We start from the raw sequence: 3,664 nt of genomic DNA, 5'->3' as shown, positions 1-3,664 counted from the left end.
CCGGCAGTGGGCCGCCCGGGCGTCCTTGAACCGCACCGCGACGGCCGCGCCGGCCAGGGCGAAATCCCAGGCCCGGCGGGCGCGAACCTTGCGGTAGAGGCTTTTCAGGCCCTCCAGGGGCGGGGGCAGAATGATCTCCGTCAGGATTTCCTCCGGCCCGAGAACGGTCTCCTTTGTATAATCCTCCGCGGGGGAAACGTGAAACGCCGCCACCGGGACGCTCCGGCTTCCGCGGGGGCCGGTGATGACGGCTGTCGCCTCCAGGGCCGCGAGGGCCGGTGCCGTATCCGAGGGGTGGACGATATAGCAGTTCTCGCCGCCCAGGATGCAGTGAAGGGCGTTTTCGCCGTCAACGGCGTAGCACAGATCTCCCCCCTTCCTCAGGCAGGCGAAATCCCCCCGGTAATACCAGCAGCGGGGCTTCTGGCAGAGGTTCCCGCCCAGGGTCCCCTGGTGACGAAGCTGGGGGCTTGCCACCGCACCCGCGGCCATGGCAAGGGCCGTGTATCCCGACTGAACGGCCGGATCCCGCAAGACCGCGTCGAGGGTCGTGAGTGCCCCGATGGCGAGGCCGCCGTCGGCCGTCCGGCGAATGCCTTCGAGCTCCCGGATCCGGGAGATGCTCACGACGGTGGACGCCTCGAAGACCCGGTCCCGGATGCACCCGATGAGGTCGGTACCCCCGGCGTGGAGGTAGGCCCCCTTTTTGGACAGGGCCTCGATCGCCTCGCCCAGGGAGTTGGCCCGGAGATAGGAAAAGCTGGGCATCATGGGTCAGGCCTCCTTTCGCGTTGCCGCCAGAAGACGGCAGAGCCGGATCGGGTTCATGGGCGTCTCGGTGACGCGCAAGCCCGTGGCGTTGAATATGGCATTGGCGACCGCCGCGGCGGTGGGGATGGTGACCGGCTCGCCCAGGCCCTTGGCCCCGGTGGTGTTGGCCTCGTCGTCGGGAATCTCGACGGGGAGCGAGACCATGTCGACAGGCACGTCCATGGCGGTCGGGATCTTGTAGTCGTGCCAGTTGGCGTTGACCATCTTGCCGGTCTGGTTTCCGTCCAGAATCCGGGCCTCGGTCATGGCCAGGCCGATCCCCATGGTGATCCCTCCGAAGACCTGGTTGTCGTAAGTGAGGCGGCTCATGACCCGGCCGCTGTCGTGGGCTCCGAGAAACCGGAGGAGCTGGACCTCGCCGGTCCGGGTGTTCACCTCCACCTCGCAGAACTGGGCCGCAAAGGGATTGATGACCCGGTTGGGCGGATTGGGGTCGCGGGTGCCCACGCCGACGACCACCCCGGCCATCCGGAGGCCGGGAATCCTGTCGATGGCGATCTGTTTGGAGGGGTCGCTCCGGCTCACGATGACGCCCGGGGTGTAGCGCAGGTCGGCGGCGTCCACCTGGAGGCCCCGTGCGGCCATTTCCAGGAGCTGCTGCTTGATGTTGACGGCCGCGGCCCGGACGGCCGGGGACTCGGTGGGGACGGTCTTGCTCCCGCCGCTCGGCGTCGCGAACTGGGTGGTGCCGGTATCGGCATGCTCGATCTGGATGACGTCGGGCGTAACCCCCAGCTCTTCGGCCACCACCAGGGCCATCACCGTCTTGGTGCCGGTTCCGATATCGCTGGCGCCCATGTTGAGGTTGACGCTCCCGTCGGCATAGAGCTTGAGGATGACGGTCGCAGGCGGTCTGCCGTCGCCCGAGGACCAGAGGGCGGCGGCCATGCCCACCCCCCGCCGGATGTGGCCCTCCTTGCCCGTCCCAGCCGCTGCCTTCAACGCTTCGGGCCACCCGAAGGCCTCGGCCCCCCGCTTCAGGCATTCCGCAAACCCCTGGTTGCCGTAGGGCGGGTTCCCTTTCCGGGCCTGGCTCACGGGCGGAATATTCTTGAGGCGGAGATCCACGGGGTCCATCCGGATGGCATCGGCCAGGGCATCCATCATCTGCTCGAGGGCCCAGGCCCCCTGGGGATGGCCGGGAGCCCGGAAGGCCCGGGCCGGGCCGGCGTTGATGTAGACGTCGGTGGCCGTGGTCCGGACATTGGGGCAGGCGTAGAGGTCGCGGATCAGCCAGTCGACCACGAGGGAACCGCCGAAGGGGTAAGCGCCCCCGGACCCGATGCAGGTGAAGTCAAAGGCGGTGAGGGTGCCGTCCTTCCTGACGCCGGCCTTGAGGGTCATGGTGTTGGCCGGTCGGTTGCCCACTGCCAGGAAGGTCTCCTCCCGGCTCAGGAAGATTCGGACGGGCCTGCCGGCGGCGCGGGCCAGGAGGGTCGCGATGATGGTGTATTTGCCGGGCGTAAGCTTGCTGCCGAACCCGCCGCCCATGTAATGCCCGATGACGCGGACCTTGGACAGGGGCATGCCCAGGACCTCGGCCACGGTTTTCTGGATGGCATAGACCCCCTGGGTCGACTCCCAGAGGGTCAGGCGGTCCCCCTCCCAGTTGGCCACGCACCCGTGGGGCTCCAGTGGGGTGTGGATCTCGCAGGCGGTCCGGGAGGACTGCTCGAGCACCACATCCGCCTCGGCAAAGCCCCGGTCCACGTCTCCCCGGGAATAGGTGTCCGTCTTTCCGACCTGATTGCCGCCGGGATGGACCGGGTGGGATTGCGGGTCCAGGGCGGTCCGCTCGTCGGCCACAAACGGCAGCACCTCATAGGTGACCTCGATGGCCCTCAGGGCGTCCCGGGCCTGGTAGGGGCTCTCGGCGGCCACTGCAGCCACGGTCTCCCCCTCGAACCGGCAGACGGAATCGAAGATCTTCGTCTGGACGGTCGTACCCGACCCGCTGTAGGTCCACAGGAGGTCGGCCCCGGGGGAGCTGCCGTCGATAACCGCTCGGACGCCGGGCATGCGCCTTGCCTTCCCCGTGTCGACCCGCACCACCTTGGCGTGGGGGTGGGGGCAGCGAAGGATGGCGCCGTGGAGCATGTTGGGGAGGGTCACGTCCGAGGGGAAGACGGCCGAGCCGCTCACCCGTTCATAAGCATCGACGCGGGGAAGGGCCTTTCCGACGATGCGGGTCTCCCCCCACGGGGCCGGGCGCTCGCCGGGTTTGGGCGTTTCGGGCACCGGCGGCCCGGAGAGGTCGAAAATTCGCATGCGATCTTCAGCCAAGGTTCACCTCACTTTTCCCGTTTGAGTTTGGCGGCGCTTGACACGGCCGCCGCAATATGGGGATAGGCGCCGCAGCGGCAGAGATTCCCGCTCATGGCCGTCCGGATCTCGTCCGGCTTGGGGGCGGGGCTGCGGCGGAGGAGCCCCTCGGCCGCCATGATCTGGCCGGGCGTGCAGTAGCCGCACTGAAAGGCGTCGTGCGCGGCGAAGGCCTCCTGGACCGGCCCCAGAAGCTCCCCGTCCAGGAGACCTTCGATGGTCGTGATCTCCTTTCCGTCGGCCTCGACCGCCAGCGTCAGGCAGGCGTATCGGGAGACGCCGTCCACCAGGACGGTGCAGGCACCGCATTCGCCCCGCTCGCAGCCGGGCTTTGTCCCGGTGATGCCCAACTTCTCCCGGAGGACGTAAAGCAGCGTCCACCGGGGCTCCACGACCATGTCGCGGCGGACGCCGTTGACCGAGAAACCGATCGCGACGGTGGTTTCGGGCTCGGGCGTCGCCGCGGCGCGGGCGTCGACGGTGGGGATAATGTCGCGTTCCTCGTCGGCGC

3 protein-coding genes are annotated in these 3,664 nt (G+C 68.5%); all 3 read right to left on the bottom strand.

Annotated elements, in window-relative coordinates:
* A partial coding sequence (locus ACEW8N_RS04325; RefSeq protein WP_373498575.1) for a xanthine dehydrogenase family protein subunit M occupies window positions 1–771 on the bottom strand: 771 nt, incomplete at its 3' end.
* Between the two features lie 3 nt (window positions 772–774).
* A complete protein-coding gene (locus tag ACEW8N_RS04320) occupies window positions 775–3,099 on the bottom strand; it encodes a xanthine dehydrogenase family protein molybdopterin-binding subunit (protein ID WP_373498574.1) in 2,325 nt (774 codons plus the stop codon).
* Window positions 3,100–3,122: 23 nt separating this feature from the next.
* Window positions 3,123–3,664: (2Fe-2S)-binding protein (locus tag ACEW8N_RS04315; RefSeq protein WP_373498573.1), on the bottom strand; the 542-nt coding region annotated here is incomplete at its 5' end.

This window comes from Desulfococcus sp., from assembly GCF_041737845.1.
Lineage (GTDB): Bacteria > Desulfobacterota > Desulfobacteria > Desulfobacterales > Desulfococcaceae > Desulfococcus.
This window is presented reverse-complemented; position numbering and strand designations above follow the sequence as displayed.

Coding starts and splice junctions, on each gene's coding strand:
- ACEW8N_RS04320 (WP_373498574.1), bottom strand. CDS start 3,099: ATGCGAATTTTCGACCTCTCCGGGCCGCCGGTGCCCGAAACGCCCAAA.